Genomic DNA, 25452 nt, shown 5'->3' on the forward strand with positions numbered 1-25452 from the left:
GATCCGTCGGCCTCCGAGAAGATGCAGCGCGCTCGACGACGAGTGCGCGGGATGCTCGGGGTCGCCCGTTCTAGGGTGGAGGACATGACGGGAGACCCGATGCAGGACGACGATCACGGCAGCGCCCCTCTGGATGGCCTCGTCGACCGACTCGAGGTCATCGAGGATCAGCCTCTCGCCACGAGGGCGGCGTCCTACAGCGAGCTGCAGCAGCGACTCCGGATGCGGCTCGAGGGCGCGGACGCGCGGCGATGAGCGACTCCGCTTCCGAGGACGCACCCGGGGACAGCCGGCTCGACGCGGCGCTGGCCGATCGTGGGATCGCGCGCTCGCGCACCCACGCGTCGAGGCTGGTCGCCGACGCGCTCGTCAGTGTCGACGGAGTGCCGGCGCTCAAGCCCTCTCTCCGGGTACGCCCGGATCAGGACATCACGGTGGCGGGGCTCGATCACTACGTGAGTCGGGCAGCGCACAAGCTCCTGGGGGCTCTCGACAGCTTCCCGACGGTGCGCGTCCGGGGTGCTCACGCTCTCGATGTCGGAGCATCGACCGGCGGCTTCTCGCAGGTGCTGCTCGAACGAGGAGCAGCATCCGTCATCGCTCTGGATGTGGGGCATGCGCAGCTCGCGCCGCGCATCCGTTCGGACGAAAGGGTCCACGTCGTCGAGGGGTTCAACGCTCGCGACATGACGGCGGCGTCCCTCGCGGCTGCCGCACGGACGGCGGTGGTCCCCGACCTGGTCGTGTCGGACGTCTCGTTCATCTCGCTGACGATGGTGCTGCCGGCGGTGGCCGCGTGCGTGGATCCGCTGGCCGACTTCGTCGTGCTCGTGAAGCCGCAGTTCGAGGTCGGCCGGACGGGTGTGAAGGAGGGCATCGTGCGGGATCCGGAACTGCGGCGCGAAGCGCTCTCGGACGTGCTCTGGGCCGCCTGGGACCTGGGTCTCGGCGTGGTCGGCCTAGTGTCCTCCCCATTACCCGGAAGCGCTGGGAATCACGAGTATCTCGCGCACCTCCACCGCGACCGCGGAACGATTCCGACAGAATGGAGGGACGCGGTCACCGCGCTCACCATCGGGTGATGCGGGCGGTCGGCCGACGTCGACCTACCTGGAGGACACCCTCTCGATGCAGTCCCCTCCGCAGGAGCGCAACATCCTCGTCGTCGCCCACACGGGCCGGAAGGACTCCCTCGAAGCGGCGATCCTCGTGATCCACCGTCTGCGCGGGTCCGGTGCCCGGCCGGTGCTCTGCGGGGATGACAAGGGCGATATCGTCGCCGCGTCCCCGTCGCTGTCGGACGTCGCCGTGCTCGGCTCCGATGTCGCCCTGTCCGATGTCGAGCTCGTCTTCGTCCTCGGCGGGGACGGCACCATCCTCCGCGCCGCCGAGATCGCGCGCACCGGGACGGCTCCGCTGCTCGGCGTGAACCTCGGTCACGTGGGCTTCCTCGCCGAGAGCGAGCGCGACGACCTCGACGACGCGGTCGCGCGCGCGCTCGACGGCGACTACGGGGTGGAGGAGCGGATGACGCTCCAGGTCCGCGTGAAGATCGACGAGCGCGTCGTCTACGAGACGTGGGCGCTCAACGAGGCCACCGTCGAGAAGGGCAGCCGCGAGCGGATGCTCGAGGTCATGGTGGGCGTCGACGGGCGACCGCTCTCGAGCTTCGGCTGCGACGGCATCGTCGTCTCCACTCCTACCGGCTCGACCGCCTACGCGTTCTCCGGCGGCGGCCCCGTCGTGTGGCCGACCCTCGAGGCGATGCTGCTGGTGCCGCTCAGCGCTCACGCCCTGTTCGCGCGTCCGCTCGTGGTGGGGCCGGAGTCGAGCCTCGCCGTCGAGGTGAAGGAGCGCACCGACGGGGTCGGCGTGCTGTGGGCCGACGGCCGCAGGACCTACGAGCTGCCGCCGGGAGCGCGCGTCGTGTTCCGGCGCTCGCCCCTCCCGGTGCGACTCGCGCGGCTCCACGACGCCCCCTTCACCGACCGCCTGGTGCACAAGTTCGGTCTCCCCATCCGCGGATGGCGGGGGTCGACGGAGACGGAGTGATCACCACGATGCTCGAAGAGCTGCAGATCCGCGACCTCGGCGTCATCGCCGAGGCGACCCTCCCGCTCGGTCCCGGTTTCACCGCCGTGACCGGTGAGACCGGAGCGGGTAAGACGATGGTCGTGACCGCACTCGGGCTGGTGCTCGGTGCGCGCTCCGACGCGTCCGCCGTCCGTTCGGGGAGCAGGCAGGCCTGGGTGTCCGGGCGCTGGGTCGTGCAGGAGGACGGCGCTGTGGCCGACCGGGTCCGGGATGCCGGCGGGGATCTCGACGGTCCCGAGCTGCTCCTCGCGCGCTCGGTGTCGGCGGAGGGGCGCGGTCGCGCGGTCGTCGGCGGCCGCGGCGCACCCGTCAGCGTGCTCTCGGAGCTGGCCGACCAGCTCGTCGTGGTGCACGGGCAGTCCGATCAGATCCGCCTCCGCTCGGCGGCCGCGCAGCGGGACGCGCTCGACCGGTTCGGCGGGGCGGAGCTCGCCGAGGCGCTCCGCGACTACGGCAGCGCGTTCGAGCGCTGGCGGGCCAATCGGGAGGAGCTGGACGAGCTGACCACGGCTCGCGAGGCGCGCGCCCACGAGGCCGAGCGCCTCCGCACCGCCCTCGCCGAGATCGAGGTCGTCGCTCCGCAGCGCGGGGAGGACGTCGAGCTCGCGGCCCAGTCCGAGCGGCTCGGGAGCATCGAGCAGCTGCGACTGGCGGCGGGCGAGGCGCGCGAGTCGATCTCGTCCGAGGAGCTCGACGGCCGGGACGCCCTGGGGCTGCTCGACCTCGCCCGCCGGGTGCTCGAGCGCGCGGCCGAACACGACGCCGCCCTCCAGCCGACGGTGCAGACGCTGAGCGAGGCGTCCGTCCTGCTCGTCGACGTCGCCGGCAGCCTCTCGTCCTACCTCGCGGAACTCGATCTCGACGGGGCGCACGACCTCGAGTTGATCGAGAACCGGCGCGCCGAGCTGTCGCAACTCGCGCGCACCTACGGGCCGACGCTCGACGACGTGCTCGATCTCGTCGACTCCTCCGGACTGCGGCTGCTCGAGCTCGACGGCGACGACGAGCGCATCGCGGCACTCGACGCGGACACCGCGGCCGACGCGGACCTGGTCGACCGGCTGGCGACGCGGCTCACCGAGCTGCGCACCGCCGCGGCGGAGGAGCTGGGCGAGCGGGTCAGCGACGAGCTGACCGCCCTCGCGATGGGCGACGCCCGGCTGCACGTCCGGGTCAGCACGGCGGGGGAGGCGACCGCGCACGGTCGCGACTCCGTCGAGATGCTCCTGGCGCCGCACGTCGGGGCGACTCCCCGTCCGCTGGCCAAGGGCGCGTCCGGAGGCGAGCTCTCGCGGGTCATGCTGGCGATCGAGGTCGTCGTCGCGGCCAACGACCCCGTGCCCACCTTCGTCTTCGACGAGGTCGACGCGGGAGTGGGAGGCGCCGCGGCGATCGAGATCGGCCGACGACTCGCTCGTCTCGCCGAGACGTCGCAGGTGATCGTGGTGACCCACCTCGCGCAGGTGGCCGCCTTCGCGAACAACCACCTGCGGGTCGAGAAGGGATCGGACGGCTCCGTCACCTCGAGCGCGGTCACGCAGCTGGACCCGGAGGCGCGCGTGTCGGAGATGGCGCGCCTGCTGTCCGGTCTGACCGACTCGGAGAACGCACTGGCTCACGCGCGCGAGCTGCTCGAGACCGGTCGTCGGAGCTGATCCGGCCCGACCGGAGTGGTCGGCGGCAACTGCTGTTAGGGTGGAAGCCCGTGGTGGACATTTCGAACTCGGGCTCTTCAGACTCCTCTAACGACTCCTCGACGGCCGGGCACTCCGCCCCCTCGAAGATCACGAAGCACATCTTCGTCACGGGTGGAGTCGTCTCCTCCCTGGGCAAGGGCCTCACGGCCGCGAGCCTGGGCAACCTGCTGACCGCGCGCGGGCTCCGGGTCGTGATGCAGAAGCTCGACCCGTATCTCAACGTGGATCCCGGCACGATGAACCCGTTCCAGCACGGCGAGGTCTTCGTGACGGACGACGGCGCCGAGACCGACCTCGACATCGGTCACTACGAGCGCTTCCTCGACATCAACCTCAACCAGGCCGCGAACGTCACGACCGGCCAGATCTACTCGCGCGTGATCGCCCGGGAGCGAGCGGGGGAGTACCTCGGCGACACGGTGCAGGTCATCCCGCACATCACCGATGAGATCAAGCGCCGCATGCGTCTGCAGGCCGAGGACGACCCGCAGCCCGACGTGATCATCACCGAGATCGGCGGAACGGTCGGCGACATCGAGAGCCAGCCGTTCATCGAGTCGGCACGCCAGGTGCGCCACGAGCTCGGGCGGCGGAACGTCTTCTTCGTGCACGTCTCGCTGGTGCCGTTCATGGGCGCCTCCGGAGAGCAGAAGACCAAGCCCACGCAGCACTCCGTCGCCGCACTGCGCTCCATCGGCATCCAGCCGGACGCGCTCGTGCTGCGCAGCGACCGCCCGGTCTCGGAGTCGAACAAGCGCAAGATCGCGCTGATGTGCGACGTCGACGAGCAGGCCGTCGTGAACGCCAAGGACGTCGCGTCGATCTACGAGATCCCGGAGATGCTCAACGAGCAGGGCCTGGACTCCTACATCATCGACCAGCTCGGCCTCGAGGCCGGCGAGGTCGTCTGGGACGGCTGGTCCAAGCTCCTCGAGGCGGTCCACGAGCCCAAGCACGAGGTCACGATCGGCCTGGTGGGCAAGTACATCGACCTGCCCGACGCCTACCTCTCGGTGACCGAGGCCCTGCGCGCGGGCGGTTTCGCCCAGCAGACGAAGGTCGCGATCCGCTGGATCGCCTCGGACGGACTCGAGGACCCGGAGGCGGCGTCCAAGGCGCTGTCCGAGCTCGACGGCATCTGCGTGCCCGGCGGTTTCGGCATCCGCGGCATCGAGGGCAAGCTCGGCGCGCTCCGCTTCGCCCGCGAGAACGGGATCCCGACGCTGGGACTGTGCCTCGGCCTGCAGTGCATGGTGATCGAGTACGCGCGCAACGAGGCGGGTCTCGAGGGGGCGTCGTCCTCGGAGTTCGACCCCGGCACCGAGTTCCCCGTCATCGCCACCATGGCCGAGCAGGTCGAGATCCTGGCCGCCGGCGACATGGGCGGGACGATGCGCCTCGGCCTCTACACCGCCGAGCTCGCCGAGGGCTCGATCGTGGCCGAGGTCTACGGCGCGCCCGAGGCCGCCGAGCGCCACCGCCACCGCTACGAGGTCAACAACGCGTACCGGGACCGCATCGCCGAGGCCGGGCTGTGGTTCTCGGGCACCTCGCCGGACGGCCGGCTGGTGGAGTACGTCGAGCTGCCGCGCGAGAAGCACCCCTTCTACGTCGGCACGCAGGCGCACCCCGAGCTGCGATCGCGCCCGAACAACGCGCACCCGCTCTTCCGCGGGCTCGTGACGGCCGCGCTCGAGCGCCAGGAGGCCTCGCGCCTGTTCCCCGCGTCGGAGGCGGGCGCCGATGCGTGACTCCGGCCTCTCGGACGAGCTCGTCGAGCCCGAGATCCTGACGAGCGAGAGCGTCTTCGACGGCATGGTCTGGGGCGTCCGCGCCGAGACCTTCCGCTACGGCGACGGCGAGCTGCGCCGCGAGTTCCTCGACCACACGGGTGCCGTCGCGGTGCTCGCTCTGGACGACGAGGACCGCGTCGCGCTGATCAAGCAGTACCGGCACCCGGTCCGCACCCGAGAGTGGGAGATCCCGGCGGGTCTCCTCGACATCGAGGGCGAGGACGCGCTCGTCGCCGCTCAGCGCGAGCTCGCCGAGGAGACCGACCTGCAGGCCGGCCGGTGGGATCTGCTCTCGGAGTTCGCCACCTCGCCCGGTGGCAGCGACGAGGTCATCCGCATCTACCTCGCCCGCGACCTCTCGAGCACCGGCTCGGTCTTCGACCGGGAGGCGGAGGAGGCCGACATGGAGCTGCGCTGGGTCGCGCTCGATGACCTCGTCGAGGCGGTCCTCGCGCGGCGCGTGCAGAACCCGTCGCTCACGATCGCAGCACTCGCCGCGCACACCTTCCGCTCGCGCGGCTGGGCGGGCCTCGGCGACGCGTCGTCGCCGTGGACGCGCCACCCGCGGGTCCGCCACCCCCGGGGGTGACCCCCCGGGCGAGCGTCGAGGCGTTCCTCCGGCAGGCGAGTGTCGAGCGGGGACTCTCGGCGCACACGATCGCGGCCTACCGTCGTGATCTGGAGCTCTACCTCGGCCGTCTCGAGGAGCTCGGGGTCCAGGATCTCGCGGCTCTGCGGCGCTCGGACGTGGGGGACTTCGCCGCCTGGCTCGCCGCACGTCCCGGGCGCCCCCTGGCGGCGTCCTCCCGCGCGCGGATCCTGTCGAGCGTGCGGGGACTGCACCGCTTCGCCCTCGAGGAGGGCCTGGTCGAGGACGATGTGGCGCACGACGTCGTCCCACCGAAGCTCCCGATGACGCTGCCCAAGGCGATCACGGTCGAGCAGATGGGCGCCCTGCTCGAGGCGTCCCGCGGCGAGGAGCTCGCGCAGATGCGCGACCGCGCTCTGCTCGAGCTGCTCTACGCGACCGGCGCCCGCATCTCCGAGGCGGTCGACCTCACCGTCGACGACGTGCTCGACGCGGAGGTCGTGCGGCTGACGGGCAAGGGATCGAAGCAGCGGATGGTCCCGCTCGGGCGGTACGCGAGGGAGGCGGTCGACGACTACCTGGTGCGCGCTCGGCCGGAGCTCTCGAGGCGCGGACGCGCGACTCCCGCGCTGTTCCTGGGGGTGCGGGGCGGCCGGCTGTCCCGGCAGAGCGCCTGGCTCGTCATCCGCGCGGTCGCCGAGAAGGCGGGGCTCGACCAGGAGATCTCACCGCACACCTTCCGCCACTCCTTCGCCACGCACCTGCTCGCCGGAGGAGCGGACGTGCGCGTCGTGCAGGAGCTGCTCGGACACGCCTCCGTCGCCACGACGCAGATCTACACGCTGGTGACGGCCGACACGCTGCGCGACGTGTACACGACGGCGCACCCTCGGGCGCGGCGCTGAGGGGGAGCGCGGATCCGCGACGTCGGCGGCGGTGGGTCTCGAGACGTCCCTGCGGGACTGCTCGACCGGCACGGGCGGCGGGGCGCGGCGCCGGGGACGGAGGGGGTCGGTAGACTCGACGCAGGCCGCGCGGGAGCGCACGCCCCAGGAAGCGAGGACGACGCAGGTGACACGCCAGACGGACGACAGGACCGAGCTCACCGGTCTCGAAGCCCCGACGCTCGGCCCGACCGGCCGTCCCCTCCGCGACTTCGAACTCCCCGTCGAGCTGACGGGCCACGGTCCGGCCCGCATCATCTCGCTCTGCAATCAGAAGGGCGGCGTCGGCAAGACGACGACCACCATCAATCTGGGCGCGACCCTCGCCGAGTACGGCCGCCGCGTGCTGGCCATCGACTTCGATCCGCAGGGCGCGCTGTCCGCCGGTCTCGGTGTCGCGACGTACGACGCGGTCACCATCTACGACCTGCTCCTGGGCACCGTGAAGGACCCCGCCGAGGCGATCCGCTCGACCCGGGTGCCCGGGCTCGACGTGATCCCGGCCAACATCGACCTGTCGGCCGCCGAGGTGCACCTCGTCAACGAGGTCGCCCGGGAGCAGATCCTCGCCCGCGTGCTCCGCAAGGTGAGCGCCGACTACGACGTGATCCTGATCGACTGCCAGCCGTCGCTGGGCCTGTTGACCGTCAACGCGCTGACCGCGAGCCACGGCGTGCTCATCCCGCTCGAGTGCGAGTTCTTCGCGCTGCGCGGCGTGGCGCTGCTGATCGAGACGATCGACAAGGTCCGCGACCGGCTGAACCCCGCGATCGAGCTCGACGGCATCCTGCCGACCATGTACGACTCGCGCACGCTGCACTCGCGCGAGGTGCTCGACCGCGTCGTCGACGCGTTCGGCGACAGCGTCCTCGAGACGGTGATCGGCCGCACCGTGAAGTTCCCCGACGCGAGCGTCTCGGGGGTGCCCATCACGCAGTTCGCGCCGGAGCACAAGGCCGCGGCGGCGTACCGCCAGCTCGCCAGGGAGCTGATCTCGCGTGGCGCGGTCGCCTGAGGCCGTTCTCACTCCGGAGTCGGCCGCCGGGTCGTCAGGCGGCTTCCGGGTCGCGCTCACGAACTTCGAGGGCCCGTTCGACCTCCTCCTGAGCCTGATCGCGAAGCAGCAGGTCGACATCACCGAGATCGCGCTCAGCGCCGTCACGGACGAGTTCCTGTCGTACCTGCACGGCATCGACACGCTCGAGGGGCTCGACCGCGCGTCGGAGTTCCTGGTCGTCGCCGCGACGCTCCTCGACCTCAAGATCGCCGGCCTCCTCCCGCAGGGCGAGCTCGTCGACGCCGAGGACGCCGCTCTGCTGGAGGCTCGCGATCTGCTGTTCGCGCGACTCCTGCAGTACCGCGCCTTCAAGCAGGTGTCGAGCTGGTTCGCGGAGCGGATCGGGATCGAGACGTCTCGGCACGTGCGCGACGTGCCCCTCGAGGAGGAGTTCCGCGCGAAGAAGCCGGAGCTGGTCTGGACCCTCTCGGCCGAGGACTTCGCCGCGCTGGCGGCGTTCGCGCTCGCGCCGAAGGAGATCCCGACCGTCGGTCTCGACCACCTGCACGCGCCGCTCATCAGCATCCGCGAGCAGGCGGCGTACGTCGTGGGCGTGCTGCGCGCTCGGACGACGGCGACGTTCCGCGAGCTGATCGCCACCGCCGATGAGAAGGGCGTGATCGTGGCGCGCTTCATCGCCGTGCTCGAGCTGTACCGCCACGCCGCGATCACGTTCGAGCAGCCGGAGCCGCTGGGCGAGCTCACTCTGCAGTGGGTCGCCGAGTCGTGGTCGGACGCGAACCTCGCCCACCTGGGGGCCGACTATGACGGCTGAGACCGAGGAGGCGGCCCCCGGCACGGTCGCCTTCGAGATCGACCGCGCGCTCGAAGCGATCCTGATGGTCGCGGACGAGCCGCAGTCGCTCGTGTCCCTCGCCACCGCGCTCTCGCGGCCGGTCGCGATCGTGCGCCAGTCGATCGAGCGCCTCGTCGCCGACTTCGACGGAGTCGACGGGGGAGTGCGCCGCGGCTTCGAGCTGCGCGAGGTCGGCTCGGGCTGGCGGATCTACGTCCGCCGCGAGTACGACCCGGTCGTGTCGGACTTCGTGCTGACGCAGAACCCCACCAAGCTCTCGCAGGCGGCGCTGGAGACCCTCGCCGTCATCGCCTACAAGCAGCCGATCTCGCGCGGACAGGTCGCGCAGATCCGCGCCGTCAACGTCGACTCGGTCGCCCGCACACTCCTGGGCCGCGGTCTGATCGCGGAGGTCGGCAACGACCCCGAGACCGGCGCGATCCTCTACGGCACGACGGAGCAGCTGCTCGTGCACCTCGGCCTCGCCTCGCTCGACGAGCTGCCGAAGATCTCACCACTTCTGAGCGACGGACGGGACGGATTCGATGAGCACGCCTGACAGCGGGCCCGAGGGCGAACGACTGCAGAAGGTCCTCGCCGCGGCGGGAGTGGCCTCCCGACGGGTGGTCGAGGAGATGATCGTCGCCCGGCGGATCCGGGTGAACGGGGAGGTGGCCGACGAGCTCGGGCGCCGGATCGATCCGGCGACGGACGCGATCGAGGTCGACGGAGTGGCGGTCCAGCTGGACACCACCCGCCGGTACGTGATGCTGAACAAGCCGGTCGGGGTCGTCAGCTCCCTCGCCGACGAGAACGGCCGGGCCGATCTCAGCACCTACACCCAGAACTTCGAGGAGCGGCTGTTCAACGTGGGCCGCCTCGACGCCGAGACGTCGGGACTGCTCGTGCTGACCAACGACGGAGAGCTCGCTCACGTGCTCGCGCACCCGTCGTTCGGCGTGACCAAGACCTACATCGCGAAGGTGCAGGGGCACGTGCTGCCCCAGACCATCGCCGCGCTGACCGCCGGTGTCGAGCTCGACGACGGACCGGTCTCGGCCGACAAGGCGCGACTGCTCGGCCGACCGGAGGGCAAGGCGAACGCCTCTCTCGTCGAGATCACACTCCACTCCGGACGCAACCGCGTGGTGCGGCGCATGCTCGCCGCCGTCGGCCACCCGGTGCTCGAGCTCGTGCGGCGTCAGTTCGGGCCGCTCCACCTCGGAGCGCTCCGGTCGGGCGACCTGCGCGACCTCACCCGCGACGAGCTCGGCGCTCTGCTGACCATCTCGCGCCAGGGTCACGAGAAGGTGGCCGCGGAGAAGCCGGAGCCGACGCGGAAGGCGAGCGCGGGAGCGCGGCGTCCGCGTCCGCGAGTCGAGGAGCAGGGCCGGTCGGAGGAGCGCTCGCGGTCCGAGGAGCGGCCGCGGTGGCAGGATCGCCGGGAGGACGGCGCGCCCGCGCGGGAGCGGCGCGACAGCGCGGAGCGGCGATCCTCCGAGGAGCGTCGTCCTACTCCCGAGCGGCGCGACTCCGGTGAGCGGCGTCCGTCGGCGGCGCGGCGCGACTCCGGCGAGCGGCGTCCTGCTCCCGAGCGTCGTGACTCGGGGGAGCGGCGTCCTGCTCCCGAGCGTCGTGACTCGGGGGAGCGGCGTCCTGCTCCCGAGCGTCGTGACTCGGGGGAGCGGCGTCCTGCTCCGGAGCGTCGTGACTCGGGGGAGCGTCGTCCTGCTCCCGATCGTCGTGATTCGGGTGAGCGGCGTTCTTCGGACGACCGACGCGATTCCGCCGACCGGCGTCCTCCTGCTGACCGGCGCGACTCCGGTGAGCGTCGGTCCGCCGACGACCGGCGCTCCTCCCCGGCTGCGGATCGGCGCCCTGCGGCCGGACGCCGCAGCGGCCCGGACAAGCTGCGACGACCGGATCGGTAGGCTGTCGGGGTGAACGAGCTCCTGCACCCCGCCCCGCCCGCGATGCGGACGACCGGCACGGTGCGGGTGGTCGGCTCCGGGCTCCTGGGCGCGAGTATCGGCCTCGGCCTCGCCTCGCGCGGGGTCGACGTCGTCCTCGACGACGCGTCCCCGGCCAGCCTCTCGCTCGCCATCGACTACGGGGCCGGCCGGGCCGCCTCCGCTGACGACCGCCCGGCGCTCGTCGTCGTCTGCGTGCCGCCCGACGTGGTCTCGAGCGTCGTCGAGCGCGAACTCGCCGCCCACCCCGACGCCGTCGTGACCGATGTCGCGAGCGTCAAGACCCAGCCCCTGCGGGAGCTCCGCGAGCGCGGCATCGACCTCGCGCGCTACATCGGCTCGCACCCCATGGCCGGCCGCGAGCGGGGCGGGCCCGTGGCGGCCCGAGGCGACCTGTTCGTCGGGCGTCCCTGGGTGATCTGCCGCGACGGGGAGACGACCGCCGACGCCCTCGCCCTCGTCGAGGCGCTGGCGCTGGATCTCGGCGCGGCGATCGTCGAGATGGACCCGGAGGAGCACGACCTCGCCGTCGGCCTCGTCTCGCACGTCCCGCAGGTGGTCTCCTCGCTCCTCGGAGCGCGGCTGCTCGAGGCGCCGCACGCGTCGCTCCGACTCGCCGGCCAGGGCGTCCGCGACGTCACGCGGCTGGCCGCCTCGGCGCCGGAGCTCTGGGTGCAGATCCTCGCGGCGAACAGCGCCAACGTGGTCGAGGTCCTCGACGCGCTGCGCGAGGATCTGGCCGACTTCACGGACGCCCTGCGCGGACTCGACGCCGTCGGGGCGCGCCGCGTTCTGGCCGAGCACTTCGCCGCGGGCAACGCGGGCGTCGCCCGACTGCCCGGCAAGCACGGCCAGGACCAGCGCTTCGCGACCCTGATCGTGCTGATCGACGACGTCCCCGGAACGCTGGGTCGGCTCCTCGTCGAGATCGGCGAGGCCGGGGTCAACATGGAGGACGTGCGCCTCGAGCACGCGGAGGGGCGCCGCGTGGGCCTCGCCGAGATCTCGGTGGTGCCCGAGGCGGTCGGCCCACTGACAGAAGAACTGACCGCACGCGGCTGGAGGATCGCCGGATGAGCACCGAGCAGAACAGGCAGGAGGGCGGCCTGAACAGGATGACGCCCGCCCGCCGTGCCCAGCAGAGCATGCCGGAGGACGGCGGAGCCTCTCCGTCGACGGACCGCGGCACCCGGACGGACGAGTCCACCGACTTCGGCGACGCGATCGTCGTGGCCGTCGACGGGCCCGCGGGCAGCGGCAAGTCGAGCGTCTCGCGCGAGGCGGCCCGCCGTCTCGACTTCGAGTTCCTCGACACCGGCGCCGCCTACCGCGCCCTCGCGTGGCACGGGCTCGACGTGGGCCTCGACTTCGAGGACGAGAACGCGATCGTCGACGCCCTCGACGGCTTCGACTACTCCATCGGCACCGACCCCGAGTCGTACTCGGTCTGGGTCGGGCGCACCGAGGTGACCGCAGCGATCCGCGAGCCCCGCGTCACGGGTCGCGTCTCGGCGGTCGCTAAGGTCCCGGAGGTGCGCCGCCGGGTCACCCTGCTCTTCCGCCGCATCATCGGCGAGACCCGCAAGGCGGGCATCATCGTCGAGGGACGCGACATCACGACGGTCGTCGCACCGACCGCGGAGGTCCGGATCCTGCTCACGGCGAGCGAAGAGGCTAGAATGGCCAGGCGTTCGCGCGAGGTCACCACGGAATCCGCGGAAGCGACGGGTCAGGCACTGCGGTCGAGGGACCGCGCCGACTCCCAGGTCGTCGACTTCATGAACGCCGCAGAAGGAGTCACTCTTCTCGACTCCACTCATCTCGACTTCGAGCAGACCGTCGACGCGGTCATCGCCGAGGTCAATACCTCGAGAGCAAGGGCCGGTCATGGCACAGGACACGCACGTCGGTGACGACGAGCTGAACTTCGGAGACGACGACCTCGTCGAGCGCCTCGGCGATCTCGACGAGCAGCTCGTCTCCTCACGCGCGAATGCGCTCCGCAGCGGACTCGAGGACTACGACCTCGACGACGAGGACCTCACCCTCCTGGAGTACTCGGGCGGCGACTCCGACGAGGTGCGCTACCTGCCGGCACTGCCGGTGGTCGCGATCGTCGGCCGTCCGAACGTCGGCAAGTCGGCGCTCGTGAACCGCATCCTCGGCCGCCGAGAGGCCGTCGTCGAGGACACCCCGGGCGTCACGCGCGACCGCGTCTCGTACAAGGCCGAGTGGATCGACCGCTCCTTCACGATCGTCGACACCGGCGGCTGGGAGCCCGACGCCCGCGGCATCGACGCGTCCGTCGCCGCTCAGGCCGAGATCGCGATCGACCTCGCCGACGCCGTGATCTTCGTGGTCGACGCGAACGTCGGAGCCACCGCGACCGACGAGCACGTCGTGAAGCTGCTCCGCAAGACGAAGAAGCCGGTGTTCCTCGCGGCCAACAAGGTCGACGATGCGCGCCAGGAGCCCAACGCCGCCTCGCTGTGGTCGCTCGGGCTCGGCGAGCCCTACCCGGTCTCGGCCGTCCACGGCCGCGGAGTCGCCGATCTGCTCGACACGGTCCTCAAGACCCTGCCCCTCGAGTCGGCCGTCGCCAAGCGCGAGGTCGGCGGGCCGCGCCGCGTCGCGATCCTCGGCCGCCCGAACGTCGGCAAGTCGAGCCTGCTCAACAAGGCCGCGGGGGAGGAGCGGGTCGTCGTCAACGAGCTGGCCGGCACCACCCGCGACCCGGTCGACGAGCAGGTCGAGATCGCCGGCAAGGTGTGGCGCTTCGTCGACACCGCCGGCATCCGCCGCCGCGTGCACCTGCAGCAGGGCGCGGACTTCTACGCGTCGCTCCGCACCTCGACCGCGCTCGAGAAGGCCGAGGTCGCGGTCGTCGTGATCGACGTCTCCGAGCCGATCTCGGAGCAGGACGTCCGCATCATCGACCTCGTCCTCGAGTCGGGTCGCGCTCTGGTCCTCGCCTTCAACAAGTGGGACCTCCTGGACGACGAGCGGCGCCGCTACCTCGAGCGCGAGATCGAGACGGATCTCGCCCACGTCGCGTGGGCGCCCCGCGTCAACATCTCGGCCCGCACCGGCCGCCACCTCGAGAAGCTCGTCCCCGCCCTCGAGCTCGCACTCGAGTCGTGGGACACGCGCATCCCGACGGGCAAGTTCAACGCGTTCCTCGCCGAGCTCACGGCGGCGCACCCGCACCCGCTGCGCGGCGGCAAGCAGCCCCGCGTGCTGTTCGGCACGCAGGCGTCCTCGCGCCCGCCGACATTCGTGCTCTTCACCACCGGCTTCCTCGACCCCGGCTACCGCCGCTACATCCAGCGCCGGCTGCGCGAGATCTACGGCTTCCAGGGGTCGCCGGTCAACGTCAACATGCGTGTCCGCGAGAAGCGGGCCCGCTAGACCCGTCCCCTCACACGCCTCCGGCCCGCCGGGATCCTCGGATCCTGCGGGCCGGAGGCGTTCGTGCATGCTCGCGGGTGCTCAGGCGTCAGCGACGGCGGAGGCGCTCGACGACAGCGGCCACCAGGGCGGCAGGACCTGCGCGAACGCGTCCAGGTAGAGGTCGGGGTCGCGAGGGTCCGGCAGGCGCAGCCACTCCTCCATCAGCGCGGCGGAACCGGCCGAGATGTAGGCGGCGGCACCGCCGGGGAGGAAGCCCTCCTGAGGGACGGTGACCGCACCGCTCGCGACCGCGTCGTTGACGGATCGGCGGAAGTGGCCCGCCAGCATGACGCGCAGGCCCGAGTCTCCTCCGGCGTCGTCGAAGGCGCCGAGGTAGAGGGAGCGGTGCCGCTCGAGGTGGTCCAGGATCCGCACTGTCGCCTCGCTGTTGGACGCATCCGCGGGATCGCCCTCGCCCAGGCGCGCCAGGTAGTCCACCCGGATCACGTCGAGCTCGATCGAGAGCGCCGCGGTGAGGAGCTCGGCGGCGGAGGCCGCGTGCGCGTAGAAGGTGGAGCGGTTCACTCCGGCGCGGTCGGTGATGTCCGAGACCGTGAGGCCCGAGACCGCGCGCTCGGTGGCGAGATCGATGATCGCCCTGTGCAGCGACTCCTGCGATCGTCTCTGCCGCGCGTCCATGCCGCCTCCCGTGCTGTCCGCCCCGCCGCCGGTGATTCCGGGGCGCGGGCGCTCAGCGATTCTACGCAGGCGCGGACGTGGCTCGTTTTCACTTCCGGGGCTGCGACCCGCTAAGATAGTCGAGTTGCCCGGGCCACGAACCCGGACTGCCACGGGCTGTGGCGCAGCTTGGTAGCGCACTTGACTGGGGGTCAAGGGGTCGCAGGTTCAAATCCTGTCAGCCCGACATCACAGCCCGAGCGAGAAGATCTCGCTCGGGCTGCGCCTCGATGCAAGACTCCTCGTTCGAGTCGCGAGGGGTTCGTCCTTCTGCCGCTGCGGTGCTTTCTCGGGCTCCGACGATGCTGGTGCCACGGGAGCAGGATCCCGATTCCTCGTGTTCCGCGACTGGTCGCTCGGTGATGGCGCAGCCGCTCGAGAGCAGATCTTCGTCCGTTCCCGCGCACTGCCCGGGTCGCGGGGACACTGCTCGCTGGGGAGACGGCGCCCGGCCCCCGATCGCAGGTGCTCCGGCGAGACGGATCACGTCGATGCTCCTGACCGAGGCCCGTACCGCGTTCCGTCACGAGCCCGGACGAGTGCACCGGATGTCTGCGGGGCACTCGCTCCGACGGAGGGGCGCCACTCGCTCCGACCGGGACGGCCGTCGTCCACAGAAGGAGGGGCCGCCCGGATCGACAGGACTCCTTTCCTCCTGACGGTGAGAGGAGGTCACGGGGCGACGTGGGCGGGGCCCGGCCCGATCGTGGAGCCTCCGAGCCTGCCCGCGTCGATCCGTTCCGCGGGTTCTTCACCCGACCCGGTGCGGTCGCATCGAGCCTTCACCCCCGATGACCCGTGCCGCCGACCTCGAAGCCGACCGCCGACTTCCGGGAGCGCACGGCTCCGGATCAGAGCTTGACGACCATCTTGCCGGTGTTCTCTCCGCGCATCATCGCGAAGTAGGCCTCGAGGGTGTTCTCGAATCCGTCGGCGACGGTCTCGTGGAAGCGGAGGGCTCCCGTGGCGAGCCAGCCGGCGGCCTCCTGGAAGAACTGGGTCTGGAGGTCCATCTCCTCGGTGACCATGAAGGTGAGCAGCTTGGAGCGGGTGACCGCGAGGTTCCAGATGTTGCCGGGGCCGACGACGGGCTCGTCGTTGTACTGGGAGACCATGCCGCTGAGGACGACGCGGGCGTGGGTGTTGAGGGCGCCGATCGCGGCCTCGAGCGCCTCGCCGCCGACGTTGTCGAAGAAGACGTCGATCCCTTCCGGAGCGATCTCCGCGAGCTGCTCCGCGATGGCGCGGGACTTGTAGTTGAAGGCGGCATCGAATCCGAACTGCTCGACGAGCTGGACGACCTTCTCGTCGGAGCCGGCGCTGCCGATGATGCGGGCTGCGCCCTTCAGCTTGGCGATCTGACCGACGGTGCTCCCGACCGCGCCGGCCGCGCCGGAGACGTAGACGGTCTCCCCGCCCGTGATCTGAGCGAAGCGTTCGATCCCGACGTAGGCGGTCATACCGGGCACGCCCAGTACACCCAGGTAGGCCGAGAGCGGCGCGAGGTCCGGGTCCACCTTGTACACGGTCGCAGCGTCGAGGACGGCGTGCTCGCGCCAGCCCTGACCGTGGAAGACGTGGTCGCCGACGTCGAACCCCTCGGCGCGGGAGGACAGCACTCGCCCGATCGCCGGCCCGTCCATCGGGGCTCCCACCTCGTACGGCTCGATGTAGGACTTCTTCGCGCTCATCCGGCCGCGCATGTAGGGGTCGACGGAGAGGAACTCGTTCACGACGAGCATCTGACCGACTCCGGTCGCTGCGAGCGGAGCGCTCTTGATGGCGAAGTCGGCCGCGGTCGGCGTGCCGACGGGGCGCTGCTCCAGGTACCAGGCGCGGGTGGTCGACGGAGAGTCGCCGTCGATGATCGCGGCAGAGTCGGCGGAAGGTGTGGTGGTCATGTCTGCTTCTCCTCGGATGTGGGTGGAAACCGATCGGTTTCCACCCACTGTAAACCGATCGGTTTCGTCTCCACAAGATCAGCGGTACGATCCGTCCATGACCTCTGGTGCCACTGGATCACCGGCGACCCGCACGCGACTGCTGGACGCCGCGGCCGAGTTGTTCTACAGCCAGGGCGTGCATGTGGGCGTCGATGCCCTGTGCCGCGCGGCGGGAGTCTCGAAGCGGTCCATGTACCAGCTGTTCGACAGCAAGGAAGAACTCCTCGCTGCCAGCCTCGCCCGCTCCGTACCGGGCTATCTCGCCGCCCTTCTGCCGGCACCGGAACTCGAGTTGCCGCCTCGCGAGCGTGTCATGCACGTGTTCGAGCGACTGGAGGCCGTCGTCGCGGATCCGGCGTTCCGCGGATGCCCGTACGTGTCTGCTGCGATGGAGATCAAGGAGCCCGAGCATCCGGCGCGGGTCGTGGCCCGCGGCTTCCACGACACCCTGACCGAGTACTTCCGGACCGCGGTCGTCCGGGCGGGAGTCGTCGACTCGGAGGTGCTGGCGAAGCAGCTGACCATGGTGCACGACGGGGTGACGGCCCGTGCTGTCGTCCAGGCCGCTCCGACGCCGGGGCTCGCCGCGGCGACCGCGTCGGTGCTCCTCGATCACGCCGGAGTCGGTGCCCGCGACTGAGGTCGGCACCGGCAGGGCCGTGTGCGCTCGTCCGTGCGATCTTCGTCGGCACGGTCGCCTCGCTGATGGCCGACTCGGGGACGGCCGGTGCTTCGACGGCTCCTGGCCGTCGGCGGCGAACGTCCCCGATCCGCGGATCACTTCCTCTGTGCCACTACCTGATGCGACGGATCCCCTTGCGAGTGGAAACCGGTCGGTTTACTCTGAGCGCCGTCGGTACCCCTTCGGTTCCGACCTGGCATCCCGAGAGAAGAGGCCACCGTGCGCGGCACAATGACGGTCACGGACACGGGCGGCGTGCGCGTGCACGGCTACACCGCGCCGGATTCGAGCATCAACGTGACGACACACGTCATCGAGACGCCGAATCTGCTCGTCGGAGTGGACGGCCAGCTCACCGTCGTGGATGCGGATGATGTCGTGGAGTACGCAGCCCGGCTCGGTAAGCCGTGGGAGAAACTCATCACCTCGCATGAGCATCCCGACCACTTCCAGGGAGCAGCGAGGTTCGGTGCGCCGATCCACGCACTTCCGATCGTGCGAGACCAATGGCGGCGCGCGGGGATCTGCGGGACCTGAAGAGGGTGCCGATCCTCGCCGCGGACGTCGCTCCGACGCAGAGGATCCTTCCGGGTACCGAGGTGATCGACGGCGTGCCCTTCGTCTTCGACGCCGTCTCCGGTGCGGAGACCGCGGACCAGTTGGTGATCCGTCTCCCGGAGCAGGGGATCCTCGTCGCCCAGGACCTCGTCTACCACGGCACCCATGTGTTCGTCGGGCACAACGACATCGCCCGCTGGCAGGAGATCCTCCTCTCGTGCGCTGATCCGTCCTACGAGACGATCCTGCCCGGCCATGGGCTGCCCGCCGGACAGGAGGTGCTGAAGCAGATGCAGGCGTACCTCGCCGTCGCCTCGGATGTGCTCGGCACCGACGGCGAGGCCTACAAGCGCACGATGCTCGAACGGTTTCCCGAGCTCGGGGCACCCTTCGTGATCGACATCGGCAACTGCTACCTGTTCGGCGCTCGGCCCATCCTGGAGTGACCGCCCGGCCGCTGGGCGGCTCGCCCTGCAGGCCCGGCGCGGTGAACCGAGCGCGGCCGACGCTCCGTGGCCGCTCGTGGCCGGCAGTCCGACCGCGGCCTACTCGGCGGCGACGCGGATGAGGATCTTGCCGGTGGTGCCGGCCTCGACGGCGTCGTGGGCGGCGGCGGTCTCCTCGAGCGGGAACCACGTCAGGGGGAGTCCTGCGGCGTCGCCCACCGGGAGAGCTCCGTCGCGGAGGGCCGCGGTGATGTCCTCGGCGGCCGCCTGCAGGGGCTCCGGACCGACGGTGTAGAGCAGGAGGCCCTGCCAGCGGGCGTTCTTGGCGAAGCTGGCGACGATCGGGATGGTGAACTCGTCGCCGTTGATGTTCGCGTAGTAGCCGATGCTGCCGTGGTTGGCGAGCACCTCCACGTCGAGCGCGGCGTTCTGCGCGGGAGCGACCTCGACGATGTGCTGCACACCGTCGGGAGCCAGCTCGCGGATGCGGTCGGCGAGCGCGTCGTCGGGGTACTGCAGCACGTGCTGCGCGCCGGCGGCGGAGGCGAGCTCGGCCTTCGCGTCGCTGCTCACCGTGGCGATGACGGTGGCGCCGGCCCAGACCGCGAGCTGGATCGCGGCGTGGCCGACCGCTCCCGCGCCGCCCTGGACGAGGACGGTGCGGCCGGCGAGAGCGCCGGGGGAGAGGCGGGACGGACCCTGCTCGTGGACGGTGAGGGCGCGGTGCGCGGTCATCGCCGGGACGCCGAGGCTGGCGGCGATGTCGAAGCCGATGCCCTCGGGCAGGCGGACGACGCGCTCGGCGGGGAGGACCGTGTACTCCTGCGCGCTGCCCGTGGGGCGCTGGTGGGCGGCGAGGAAGAACCAGACGCGGTCGCCTGCAGCGAGACCGCTCACTCCGGGGCCGACGGCGTCGACGACGCCCGCGCCGTCCTGGTTGGGGACGACCTCGTCGAAGGCGAGATCGCCCTGGGCGCGGGCCTTCCAGTCGGTGGGATTCACTCCGGAGGCGACGACGCGAACGCGGACCTCGCCCTCCGCGGGCGCAACGGGCTCGCGGTCGACGAGGGACAGGACGGAGGAGGCGCCGGTGGCGCTGTAGACGATCGCTCTCATACCGAGTGCAAGGGCTCTAGGGAGCGCGGCATTCCCGCCGGTCGCGGGGCCTGTGCGATCGGGTCCTCCGGGGCTACCCTTCCGCCATGAGCAGGATCTTCCGCACAGCCGTCGCCGACGTCCATCCGCACTACGTGGCCAAGGTGGAGAAGAAGGGGCGCAGCGTCGAGGAGCTGCACGAGGTGATCCGCTGGCTCACCGGGTTCGAGGAGGCCGAGCTGCAGCGGCATCTGGCCGAGCGCACGACGTTCGAGGACTTCTTCGCGGCCGCACGCCTCCACCCGAACGCTCCGCTGATCACCGGGGTGATCTGCGGGATCCGGGTGGAGGACGTCGAGGACCCGCTGATGCAGAGGATCCGCTACCTCGACAAGCTCGTGGACGAGCTGGCCAGAGGGAAGGCGATGGAGAAGGTGCTCCGACCGACCCCGGTGCCCGCGTCCTGAGGCCTACTTCGCGATCTTCGCGCGGCTGCGCGAGTAGGCGAAGTAGATGGCGAAGCCGATCGCGAGCCAGACCAGGAAGCGCAGCCACGTCTCGATCGAGAGGTTGAGCATCAGGTAGGTGCAGATGAGCGCCGACAGGCCGGGCAGCCAGGGGTTCAGCGGCACACGGAAGCCGCGCTTGAGATCCGGCCGGGTGCGGCGCAGGACGATCACGCCGACGGAGACGAGGACGAACGCCGACAGCGTGCCGATGTTCACCATCTCCTCAAGGACGCCGATGGGCGTCAGCCCGGCGAGCAGGGCGACGACGACGGTGACGACGAGCGAGGTGACCCAGGGGGTGCGCAGGCGCGGGTGCACCGTCGCGAGGCGCTGGGGCAGCAGGCCGTCGCGGGACATCGCGAAGATGATCCGCGTGGCGCCGATCAGCAGGGTGAGCACGACGGTGGTGAGCCCCGCGACGGCACCGGCCGAGATGACCGTCGCCATCCAGGTCTGGCCGTGGTAGGCGAAGGCGTTCGCAAGCGCCGCCGAGGGGTCGAGCTCGCGGTAGGGGACCATCCCCGTCACGACGAGGGCGACCGCGCAGTACAGGACGGTGCAGATCGCGAGCGAGGCGATGATGCCGATGGGCATGTCGCGCTGCGGGTTCTTCGTCTCCTCGGCGGTCGTCGCGACGACGTCGAAGCCGATGTAGGCGAAGAAGACGAGGGAGGCGCCGGCGATGATGCCGCCGACTCCGAACGTGGCGGGCTCGATGCCGGAGAGGAACTGCAGTAGCGGCTGGGTGAGGCCCGAGGCCGACTCGGTGGGCGCGGCCGGCGGGATGAAGGGGGAGTAGTTGGCCGTGTTGATGAACTGGATGCCCGCGATGATGACGAACAGGACGATGAAGAGCTTCACCGCGACGAGCACCATGTTGACGCGGAGGGACTCCTTGATGCCGAAGGTCATCAGTCCGCCGAGCACGAGCACCAGGAGGATCGCGGGAACGTCGACGACTCCGCCGTACGAGATCGCCGGGGGCAGGACGATGCCGAGCTGTGCGAGGAAGGAGCCGAGGTAGGCGCTCCAGCCCTGGGCGACCACGCTCGCCCCGAGGAACAGCTCGAGGATCAGGTCCCAGCCGATGATCCAGGCGAAGAGCTCGCCGAGGGACGCGTAGGAGAACGTGTAGGCGGAGCCGGACACCGGCACCGTGGAGGCGAACTCGGCGTAGCACATGGCCGCGAGGGCGCAGGCGAACGCGGCGACGACGAAGCTCAGCACGATCGCCGGGCCCGCGATGTCGTGCGCGGCGCGGCCGGTGAGGGTGAAGATGCCGGCGCCGATCACGACGCCGACGCCGAAGACGGTGAGGTCGAGGGCCGACAGCGACTTCTTGAGGCGGAACTCGGGCTCGTCGGTGTCGGAGATCGACTGCTCGACGGATTTGGTGCGGAGGATGCTCACGGTGGTTCTCTCTGGTGGGGCGGGAGGCGCGGAGGCCACCCTGGAGGATAGTCCCGCGTCTCGCCCCGCCGCAGCCGAGCGGCCGGGAGGCGAGGACGACCGCGGTGCACCCTCCGCGACTCGCACGCCCCGGTCAGCCGAGCTCGTCCGGCGCTCCTGGTCGTGGCGTCGCCCTCCGGCGCCGGATCACCAGGACCACCGCTGCGACGAGCGCGGCGACGACGAGCCACGGCAGCAGGAATCCGATCCCGATGAGTGCGGCGTTGCCGGCCGCGACGAGCCCGCTCCAGCCCGTGGCGAGGCCGTCGAGGAAGCCTGCAGGATTCGCGGACGTGACGGCCTCCTCGGGGAGGACGGTGACGGTCAGGGAGGCGAGCGCCACCCGGCTCTCGAGAGCGGTGAGCTGCTGCTGGATCGACTCGAGCTCGCCCTGCCGCTCGGTGAGCGCGGATTCGGCGGCCAGCAGATCGGCGAGGCTGCCCGCCTGCGCGATGAGCTGGGTGAGGCGGTCGACCGAGGCGCTCGCCGCCTCCGAGCGGGCGCGGAGATCGACGGCCTCGAGCGTGACGTCCTGCTGGTCGAGGGTCGATGCCGTGACGGCGCCCAGCGAGTCGAGGGAGTCGCGCGCCTCGGCGAGGCGATCGGAGGGGACGCGGATCGTGATCGAGCCGGCGCCGTCGGGCAGCGGCGTCGGGTAGGCGAGGCCGCCGGATCCGTCGTCTCCCGCGAAGCCCTCCGGCTCCGTCGCCCCCAGGTCGATCCGCTCGGATCTACTCGAGCGTTCGACGTACCCTCCGAGCGCCGAGGCGCTCGCGGAGAGCGTGCGGATCGCCTCGTCGACGGAACCCGCTCGCAGAGTGGCCGCGGCGGTCGACACGATCTCACGTGAGGTCGCCTCCGCCGCACCGTCCGCGGGAGGGCCGTCCGCCGCGCCCGGGACGAAGGGTGCCGACTGCTCGCGCCCTCCTGCGCCGGAGTCGCCGTTCGCGCCGCCTGAGCCGTCCCCGGCGGGTTGCGGAGCGATCGCGGCGGAGTCGGACGCGCCGCTGGTGATGCCGTTCAGGCTGACGAGGGGGCCGACCACCACGGCGAGCGCCAGGAGGCCCGCGGCGACTCCTGTGAGGGCGACAGCCCTGCGTCGGCGGAGTGCACGGGCCTGCCGCTGCGCGGCGAGGGCGCGGAACAGGCGGGTCTCGATCGCGGAGACGCGCTCGTCGTCGAGGGTCGGGAGGAGGACGGGGGACTCGGTCATGGCTGCTCTGCTCCTCGGAAATCGTCGACCACGAGGCGGAGCCTGCGGCGGACCCTCGACAGGCGGTTGCGGACGGTGGCGTGGGTGACGCCCAGTTCACGGGCCGCCTCCTCGTAGCCGCGGCCCTCGGTGGCGCACAGGCGGAAGACAGCGCGATCGAGCTCGGAGAGCCCCTCCGTCTCGCGGAGGACCGCCTCGGTCAGGGCGGCGGTGACGATCTGCTGCTCGAGATCGTGCGGGGAGGCGACGTCCTCATCGGTCTGGACCGTGCGCTCGCGCTCGCGCCGGACGGCCCTCATCCGGTTCGCCGCCTGGTACCGGCAGATGGTGACGAGCCACGGGAGGAGCGAGTCGCTGGCCAGCTCGAGACCCTCGAGCTTGCTCCAGGCGAGGACGAACGTCTCCTGCACGACCTCCTCGGCGTGGCCCGGGTCGCGCAGGATGCCGTGGGCGATCCAGTAGACCGGGCGGACGTACGCCCGGTAGAGCGTGCGGAAGGCGGCCTCACTGCCCGCCGCCGCCCGGCGGACGAGCTCGGCGTCCGTCGCCTCCTCGGTGATCATCGCGCCTCCCCTCGTCCGCTCTCACTGTGACAGTGTCGGCAGGAGGCGGATCGTCTCGGTTCCGCGTCGATCCCGTGACCGGAGGAGACCGGACGGCCGATTCAGCCGGGGACGACGATCTGCTGCAGGGACCAGGTGTTGCCGTCCGGGTCGGCGAAGTGCACGAACTCGCCCCACGGCTGCGAGTCGATCTCCGATACGTCGGCTCCTCGGGAGAGGAGCTCCTCGCGGGCGGCGACCGCATCGGCGACGACCATCTGGAGTCCCTTCTGGGAGCCCGGCACCATGTCGGTGATTCCGAGGCCGAGGACGACGGAGCAGGCCGAGCCCGGCGGAGTGAGCTGCACGAATCGCAGACCGTCGTGGACGACGACGTCGTGATCGGCGACGAAGCCGATGACGCGGGTGTAGAAGTCCTTCGCGCGATCGACGTCCGTGACCGGCACGGGGACGAGCTCGAGCTTCATCTCGACCATCCGACTCCCTCTCTCTGTGCTCCGACGGGGCGACGGAGCTGCGGATGAGGGCAGGCTACGGCGCGGACGGGAGAGTGCACCAGTGCGCAGAGGCAGCGAGCCGCGCGGTGGTCCCGGCTCGCAGCAGTGCTCCTCCACAGGCGAGCGGGCGCGGCAGGTCTCCACCGGATCCCACCTCACGCGTCCGCGCCCGTCGCGGACCGACGACGCTGTCCGCCATGCCTCCTCTCGATCGCACCTCCGACCGTTCCCGTCCCTCCGACCCCGACCTCCTGCGCGAGGTCGAGCTCGTCCGTGCGAAGGGCTTCGCCGACCTGCTCTCGGTCGTCCCGTCGCTCCTGGGCGTCCTCCCGCAGGAGTCCCTGGTGGTCGTCCCGTTCCTCGGGCGCCGCACCGTCGGCGGCTTCCGCCTCCCGCTCGCCGCGGAGCTGCGTCCGTCGGACGTCGACGCCCTCGCAGAGGGTGCGGTCGCCTCGCTGGCGGCGGTCCCCGAGGCGGACGGAGTCCTCGCCGTCGTCTACACCGATCGGAGCTTCGACGCGGAGGCGGGCATCCCGCGCCCGCAGCTGGGCCGGGCCCTCGTCGAGCGTCTCGAGCGCACCGACCTCGGGATCGTGGGGGTGGCGTGCGTGGCGTCCGACGGCTGGGGCAGGTACACGATCCCCTCGGAGCGGCGGACTCCGCGTCCTCTCGCCGGGATCGAGGACAGCGAGTCCGGCCTCTTCTCGCGAGCGGTGGCGGACGAGCCGCTGGACGTGTCGGCGCTCGCCGTGCTCCCGGTGGTCGAGGAGGACGACCGCCGCGTCGTCGAGGCGGTGCTCGCGACGCCGCCGGGAGGGATGCTCGAGGACCCGACCGCTGTCGTCGAGCGATGGCTGCAGGGGCCCTCGGTCGCGCGGAGGGAGGGGCGGGTCCTCCAGCTCCTGCAGTCCCCGCCACTGCGCGACCAGCTGACGCTGCAGATCGCGCTCGGCCCTCACCGTGCGCGGTCGTCGTTCCTCCGCATGGTCCGCCAGCAGGCGGAGCAGGAGTTCACCGGCGAGACGATGGACGAGATCATCGCGAGGGAGGCGGCGATCGGGCGCACCGATGCGAGGGACGTCGCCGACGCCGAGCTGCTGATGGGAGAGGGGCCCGGGCCGGATCGCGGACGACTCGAGCGGGCGACGACCGCGCTGGCGCGGACGGCCGCGCTCGCTCCTCCCGGGGTGCGCGTGCCGGTCCTGACCGTGCTGGCCTGGTGCTGGTGGGCGCGCGGCGTCGGCTCCCTCGCGGCACTGCATCTCGGCGAGGCGCGGAGGCTCGATCCCGCGTACTCGATGGCGCAGCTCTACGAGTCGCTGTTCGCCGCCCGGCGCGTGCCCGGCTGGGTCCTCGACGGCACCTCGCGGAGGCTGCTGGCGGCCGCGGAGCGCCGCTGATGTCCGGGGTGGCGGGACGATTCAGGGGG

25 protein-coding genes, 1 tRNA gene and 1 pseudogene are annotated in these 25452 nt (G+C 71.3%); 20 read left to right on the forward strand and 7 right to left on the reverse strand.

What is annotated here, in order from left to right; genetic code table 11:
- From IOC53_RS12545 to der, 14 genes and pseudogenes are all read left to right on the forward strand, one after another.
- Positions 1-255: hypothetical protein (locus IOC53_RS12545; RefSeq protein ID WP_207406265.1), on the forward strand; the 255-nt coding region annotated here is incomplete at its 5' end.
- Positions 252-1082, forward strand: a complete 831-nt coding sequence (locus IOC53_RS12550; protein WP_207406204.1) for a TlyA family RNA methyltransferase — start codon at positions 252-254, stop codon at positions 1080-1082. The genes IOC53_RS12545 and IOC53_RS12550, both read left to right, overlap by 4 nt.
- 46 nt (positions 1083-1128) lie before the next feature.
- Entirely contained in the window at positions 1129-2052 is a 924-nt protein-coding gene (locus IOC53_RS12555; protein WP_207406205.1) for an NAD kinase, read from the forward strand.
- A gap of 8 nt (positions 2053-2060) precedes the next feature.
- Positions 2061-3749 carry a DNA repair protein RecN gene (recN, locus tag IOC53_RS12560; RefSeq protein ID WP_207406251.1) on the forward strand — a complete coding sequence of 563 codons (1689 nt, stop codon included), beginning with the start codon at positions 2061-2063 and terminating at the stop codon, positions 3747-3749.
- Positions 3750-3799: 50 nt separating this feature from the next.
- Positions 3800-5542 (forward strand): CTP synthase, encoded by a 1743-nt coding sequence (locus tag IOC53_RS12565; RefSeq protein ID WP_374070834.1) that lies wholly within the window; start codon positions 3800-3802, stop codon positions 5540-5542.
- A complete protein-coding gene (locus IOC53_RS12570; RefSeq protein ID WP_207406206.1) occupies positions 5535-6173 on the forward strand; it encodes an NUDIX hydrolase in 639 nt (212 codons plus the stop codon). The genes IOC53_RS12565 and IOC53_RS12570 overlap by 8 nt, the downstream gene beginning before the upstream one ends.
- On the forward strand, positions 6170-7078 hold the full coding sequence (gene xerD / locus IOC53_RS12575; protein WP_207406207.1) for a site-specific tyrosine recombinase XerD: 909 nt from the start codon (positions 6170-6172) through the stop codon (positions 7076-7078). Before IOC53_RS12570 ends, xerD begins: the two co-directional genes overlap by 4 nt.
- A 166-nt stretch (positions 7079-7244) precedes the next feature.
- On the forward strand, positions 7245-8132 hold the full coding sequence (locus IOC53_RS12580; protein ID WP_207406208.1) for a ParA family protein: 888 nt from the start codon (positions 7245-7247) through the stop codon (positions 8130-8132).
- Positions 8116-8949 (forward strand): ScpA family protein, encoded by an 834-nt coding sequence (locus tag IOC53_RS12585; RefSeq protein ID WP_207406209.1) that lies wholly within the window; start codon positions 8116-8118, stop codon positions 8947-8949. The genes IOC53_RS12580 and IOC53_RS12585 overlap by 17 nt, the downstream gene beginning before the upstream one ends.
- Complete coding sequence (gene scpB / locus IOC53_RS12590) at positions 8939-9529, forward strand: SMC-Scp complex subunit ScpB (RefSeq protein WP_207406211.1); 591 nt, start codon at positions 8939-8941, stop codon at positions 9527-9529. The genes IOC53_RS12585 and scpB overlap by 11 nt, the downstream gene beginning before the upstream one ends.
- A pseudogene (locus tag IOC53_RS18975) lies at positions 9516-10268 on the forward strand (pseudouridine synthase); the annotation flags it as partial. The gene scpB and the pseudogene IOC53_RS18975, both read left to right, overlap by 14 nt.
- A gap of 675 nt (positions 10269-10943) precedes the next feature.
- The gene (locus IOC53_RS12600) at positions 10944-12017 is read left to right on the forward strand and encodes a prephenate dehydrogenase (protein WP_207406256.1); all 1074 of its coding nucleotides are present in this window, start codon (positions 10944-10946) and stop codon (positions 12015-12017) included.
- Entirely contained in the window at positions 12014-12853 is an 840-nt protein-coding gene (gene cmk, locus IOC53_RS12605; protein ID WP_242683292.1) for a (d)CMP kinase, read from the forward strand. Before IOC53_RS12600 ends, cmk begins: the two co-directional genes overlap by 4 nt.
- The gene (gene der / locus IOC53_RS12610; RefSeq protein WP_207406215.1) at positions 12828-14348 is read left to right on the forward strand and encodes a ribosome biogenesis GTPase Der; all 1521 of its coding nucleotides are present in this window, start codon (positions 12828-12830) and stop codon (positions 14346-14348) included. The genes cmk and der overlap by 26 nt, the downstream gene beginning before the upstream one ends.
- Positions 14349-14429: 81 nt before the next feature.
- Here der and IOC53_RS12615 read toward each other — a convergent pair whose 3' ends face one another.
- On the reverse strand, positions 14430-15029 hold the full coding sequence (locus IOC53_RS12615; protein WP_207406216.1) for a TetR/AcrR family transcriptional regulator: 600 nt from the start codon (positions 15027-15029) through the stop codon (positions 14430-14432).
- 152 nt (positions 15030-15181) lie between these two features.
- Between IOC53_RS12615 and IOC53_RS12620 the strand changes: the two genes are divergently transcribed.
- Positions 15182-15255 (forward strand) — tRNA-Pro (locus tag IOC53_RS12620).
- A 664-nt stretch (positions 15256-15919) separates the two neighbouring features.
- Here IOC53_RS12620 and IOC53_RS12625 read toward each other — a convergent pair.
- Positions 15920-16969: an NADP-dependent oxidoreductase gene (locus IOC53_RS12625; RefSeq protein WP_207406217.1), complete on the reverse strand. Its 1050-nt coding sequence runs from the start codon at positions 16967-16969 to the stop codon at positions 15920-15922.
- Between the two features lie 97 nt (positions 16970-17066).
- On the opposite strand from IOC53_RS12625, the gene IOC53_RS12630 reads away from it, so the two are divergent.
- The 3 genes from IOC53_RS12630 to IOC53_RS12640 all read left to right on the forward strand — a co-directional run bounded on the left by IOC53_RS12630 (position 17067) and on the right by IOC53_RS12640 (position 18697).
- Positions 17067-17651 carry a TetR/AcrR family transcriptional regulator gene (locus IOC53_RS12630; RefSeq protein WP_207406218.1) on the forward strand — a complete coding sequence of 195 codons (585 nt, stop codon included), beginning with the start codon at positions 17067-17069 and terminating at the stop codon, positions 17649-17651.
- Positions 17652-17924: 273 nt separating this feature from the next.
- On the forward strand, positions 17925-18230 hold the full coding sequence (locus tag IOC53_RS12635) for a hypothetical protein (protein ID WP_207406219.1): 306 nt from the start codon (positions 17925-17927) through the stop codon (positions 18228-18230).
- A gap of 5 nt (positions 18231-18235) precedes the next feature.
- Positions 18236-18697, forward strand: a complete 462-nt coding sequence (locus IOC53_RS12640; protein ID WP_207406220.1) for a hypothetical protein — start codon at positions 18236-18238, stop codon at positions 18695-18697.
- A gap of 99 nt (positions 18698-18796) precedes the next feature.
- On the opposite strand, the gene IOC53_RS12645 is transcribed toward IOC53_RS12640, so the two are convergent.
- On the reverse strand, positions 18797-19813 hold the full coding sequence (locus IOC53_RS12645) for an NADPH:quinone reductase (RefSeq protein ID WP_207406221.1): 1017 nt from the start codon (positions 19811-19813) through the stop codon (positions 18797-18799).
- An 86-nt stretch (positions 19814-19899) separates the two neighbouring features.
- Here IOC53_RS12645 and IOC53_RS12650 point away from each other — a divergent pair, with 86 nt between their 5' ends.
- Positions 19900-20259, forward strand: coding sequence for a DUF2200 domain-containing protein (locus IOC53_RS12650; RefSeq protein WP_207406223.1), 360 nt, complete (start codon positions 19900-19902; stop codon positions 20257-20259).
- A 3-nt stretch (positions 20260-20262) separates the two neighbouring features.
- On the opposite strand, the gene IOC53_RS12655 is transcribed toward IOC53_RS12650, so the two are convergent.
- The 4 genes from IOC53_RS12655 to IOC53_RS12670 form a co-directional block, all read right to left on the reverse strand.
- Positions 20263-21711, reverse strand: a complete 1449-nt coding sequence (locus tag IOC53_RS12655; RefSeq protein ID WP_207406225.1) for an amino acid permease — start codon at positions 21709-21711, stop codon at positions 20263-20265.
- 133 nt (positions 21712-21844) lie between these two features.
- A complete protein-coding gene (locus tag IOC53_RS12660; RefSeq protein WP_207406227.1) occupies positions 21845-22963 on the reverse strand; it encodes a DUF4349 domain-containing protein in 1119 nt (372 codons plus the stop codon).
- Positions 22960-23526 (reverse strand): RNA polymerase sigma factor, encoded by a 567-nt coding sequence (locus IOC53_RS12665; protein ID WP_207406229.1) that lies wholly within the window; start codon positions 23524-23526, stop codon positions 22960-22962. Before IOC53_RS12665 ends, IOC53_RS12660 begins: the two co-directional genes overlap by 4 nt.
- A gap of 101 nt (positions 23527-23627) precedes the next feature.
- Positions 23628-24002, reverse strand: coding sequence for a VOC family protein (locus IOC53_RS12670; protein WP_207406230.1), 375 nt, complete (start codon positions 24000-24002; stop codon positions 23628-23630).
- Positions 24003-24220: 218 nt separating this feature from the next.
- Here IOC53_RS12670 and IOC53_RS12675 point away from each other — a divergent pair, with 218 nt between their 5' ends.
- On the forward strand, positions 24221-25423 hold the full coding sequence (locus IOC53_RS12675; protein WP_207406231.1) for a DUF4192 family protein: 1203 nt from the start codon (positions 24221-24223) through the stop codon (positions 25421-25423).
- Positions 25424-25452: the final 29 nt, after the last annotated feature.

The sequence above is a fragment of the Rathayibacter sp. SD072 genome, from assembly GCF_017355185.1.
Taxonomy (GTDB): domain Bacteria; phylum Actinomycetota; class Actinomycetes; order Actinomycetales; family Microbacteriaceae; genus Rathayibacter.

Coding starts and splice junctions, on each gene's coding strand:
- IOC53_RS12550 (WP_207406204.1), top strand. CDS start 252: ATGAGCGACTCCGCTTCCGAGGACGCACCCGGGGACAGCCGGCTCGAC.
- IOC53_RS12555 (WP_207406205.1), top strand. CDS start 1,129: ATGCAGTCCCCTCCGCAGGAGCGCAACATCCTCGTCGTCGCCCACACG.
- recN (WP_207406251.1), top strand. CDS start 2,061: ATGCTCGAAGAGCTGCAGATCCGCGACCTCGGCGTCATCGCCGAGGCG.
- IOC53_RS12570 (WP_207406206.1), top strand. CDS start 5,535: ATGCGTGACTCCGGCCTCTCGGACGAGCTCGTCGAGCCCGAGATCCTG.
- scpB (WP_207406211.1), top strand. CDS start 8,939: ATGACGGCTGAGACCGAGGAGGCGGCCCCCGGCACGGTCGCCTTCGAG.
- IOC53_RS12600 (WP_207406256.1), top strand. CDS start 10,944: ATGCGGACGACCGGCACGGTGCGGGTGGTCGGCTCCGGGCTCCTGGGC.
- cmk (WP_242683292.1), top strand. CDS start 12,014: ATGAGCACCGAGCAGAACAGGCAGGAGGGCGGCCTGAACAGGATGACG.
- der (WP_207406215.1), top strand. CDS start 12,828: ATGGCACAGGACACGCACGTCGGTGACGACGAGCTGAACTTCGGAGAC.
- IOC53_RS12615 (WP_207406216.1), bottom strand. CDS start 15,029: ATGGACGCGCGGCAGAGACGATCGCAGGAGTCGCTGCACAGGGCGATC.
- IOC53_RS12625 (WP_207406217.1), bottom strand. CDS start 16,969: ATGACCACCACACCTTCCGCCGACTCTGCCGCGATCATCGACGGCGAC.
- IOC53_RS12630 (WP_207406218.1), top strand. CDS start 17,067: ATGACCTCTGGTGCCACTGGATCACCGGCGACCCGCACGCGACTGCTG.
- IOC53_RS12635 (WP_207406219.1), top strand. CDS start 17,925: ATGACGGTCACGGACACGGGCGGCGTGCGCGTGCACGGCTACACCGCG.
- IOC53_RS12645 (WP_207406221.1), bottom strand. CDS start 19,813: ATGAGAGCGATCGTCTACAGCGCCACCGGCGCCTCCTCCGTCCTGTCC.
- IOC53_RS12650 (WP_207406223.1), top strand. CDS start 19,900: ATGAGCAGGATCTTCCGCACAGCCGTCGCCGACGTCCATCCGCACTAC.
- IOC53_RS12660 (WP_207406227.1), bottom strand. CDS start 22,963: ATGACCGAGTCCCCCGTCCTCCTCCCGACCCTCGACGACGAGCGCGTC.
- IOC53_RS12665 (WP_207406229.1), bottom strand. CDS start 23,526: ATGATCACCGAGGAGGCGACGGACGCCGAGCTCGTCCGCCGGGCGGCG.
- IOC53_RS12670 (WP_207406230.1), bottom strand. CDS start 24,002: ATGGTCGAGATGAAGCTCGAGCTCGTCCCCGTGCCGGTCACGGACGTC.
- IOC53_RS12675 (WP_207406231.1), top strand. CDS start 24,221: ATGCCTCCTCTCGATCGCACCTCCGACCGTTCCCGTCCCTCCGACCCC.